The organism is Oligella sp. HMSC05A10, from assembly GCF_001808335.1.
GTDB classification, from domain to species: Bacteria; Pseudomonadota; Gammaproteobacteria; order Burkholderiales; family Burkholderiaceae_B; genus Oligella; species Oligella urethralis.
Genome location: NZ_KV792900.1, coordinates 1 through 1,908, shown reverse-complemented (window position 1 = coordinate 1,908; position 1,908 = coordinate 1). Strand labels below are relative to the sequence as shown.

Below are 1,908 nucleotides of genomic sequence, written 5' to 3'. Positions count from 1 at the left end.
TAATGTCCTTCGCTTTCTGTGTCGGCAATCGTTCCAACACATCCTTAAGGTAAGCATAAGGGTCATGGCCATTGAGCTTAGCCGATTGAATTAACGACATCACAGCAGCCGCACGTCGACCCGCTTTCTCTGAACCTACAAAGAGCCAATTCTTGCGACCAATCGCGAGTGGACGAATCAAATTCTCTACCGCATTATTATCCATCGGCAGTTGAGCGTCTTCCAAGAGGCGCGTCAAGGCAAGCCAATTGTTCAGGTTGTAACGAATGGCTTTGGCGATCGCCGAGTTCGGCGGCACCAGCTCAAACTGACTGCGCAACCACCTTTCTAATTGCTTAAGTGCCGGCTCCATGTGGCGTTGTCGATGGGCTAATCGCTCCGGTGGACTTAAGTTCCCGGCCTCGGCCTCGTAGTGATAAAGTCGTTGGATTTGTTGTAAGGCCTGTTCAGCCACTGAGCTGCCGTTGGCTTGGTAAATATCGTGGAATTTGCGACGCGCATGCGCCCAACATCCTCCCTCAATCACTTGCTCATCGGCAAAGAGGGCTTTATAACCGGCGTAATCATCACACATCAGACTACCGCGCCAATCGCCTAAGAATTCGCGGGCATGAGCGCCTGAGCGACCTGGCTTAAAGTCATAAATCACCGCTTTCATCTGCTCATAAGCACCCGGGGCATAGACCCAGAAATAACCACGTTGCGTTTTGCCCTTTTTATGGTGCATGTAAGTGATGGGTGTCTCATCGGCATGCAATACTGAATGCGAGAGCACCTCTTGGCGTAAAGCATCAACGAGCGGTTGTAACTGTGCGCCACAGGTGCCTACCCAATCCGCCAGCGTAGAACGGGCAATGCGTACACCGCTGCGCTCAAAGATGGCTTCTTGACGGTGCAACGGCAGATGGTCAGCATACTTCATGATGAGTACTGTCGCCAGCAGTCCGGTCGTTGCCAACCCCTTATCAATGATGTGAGGAGGTACCGGCGCTTGATTGAGGGTCTTGCAACAATCACACACGTATTTCGGACGAATGTGATTCTCCACGCTAAAAGTACCGGGCACATAGTCCAGTTTCTGACTCACATCATCCCCAAGATGACGCATCTCAGCACCACAACCACAGGTCGTGCTTTCCAACGTATAATGAATATCCACCGAGGGCAATTCCGTCGGCAAACGCATACGAGTCGGTGTGCGAGGTGTGTGCTCTTGACCACTCATGGACGTTAATTGCTGACCGATGTTGTCTAACATCGTTTCTAGCTCAGCCAGATCCTCATGGGCGTCATCTTCAAAAAGTTTCGCTTGTAGGTCAGGGAGCTGTTCGCTACGTTTAGCAAAGTTGATGCGTCTTAAGATCGCCAACTCCATCTTCACTTGTTCGTAAGCGCTCAGAACACGACGATAGGCCAGATCCTTTTCTTCCACCTGTACTGCTTTTTTTACAATCAATGCGTCTTGTTGAGCAATTAAGGCTTGTTGTTGCAGCACGAGTTCGCGCAACTGCTCAGCAGTTAACTGGGATAAATCAGAGGGAAGAAAAGCAAAAGAATTCGGCATAAGACGTAGTATGCCTTATGCCGATAAAATAAGCGATCCCGAGAATACCTAATTGACAAGATCGCCCCATTTAGTTCACGATCAAACTAACAATAACGATAGATACCGGCTTTACCTAAACGATGCCAAGGCAGCCCCAAGGCTAAGGCCTGCAGTTGTTCTGCCGACAGTGCCGGATTCATCCGTGAGCCTGCACCGTGAAAGCGTCCTTCATGTAGTCGACGAACACATAGCCACGACCCCATCGCATCGTGCATGAGTAATTTAAGAAGCGTGTGCGTGCGATTCATAAACACATAGGCTTCGTGAGGTGCCACCTGACCAAAGCGCTGAATTGCCTTAGT

General features: G+C 50.2%; 2 protein-coding genes. Both read right to left on the bottom strand.

Annotated features, from left to right (window positions below):
* On the bottom strand, window positions 1-1,564 hold a 1,564-nt coding region (locus HMPREF3144_RS04740; RefSeq protein ID WP_070476708.1), incomplete at its 3' end, for an IS66 family transposase.
* Between the two features lie 86 nt (window positions 1,565-1,650).
* A partial coding sequence (gene tnpB / locus HMPREF3144_RS04735; RefSeq protein WP_141742724.1) for an IS66 family insertion sequence element accessory protein TnpB occupies window positions 1,651-1,908 on the bottom strand: 258 nt, incomplete at its 5' end.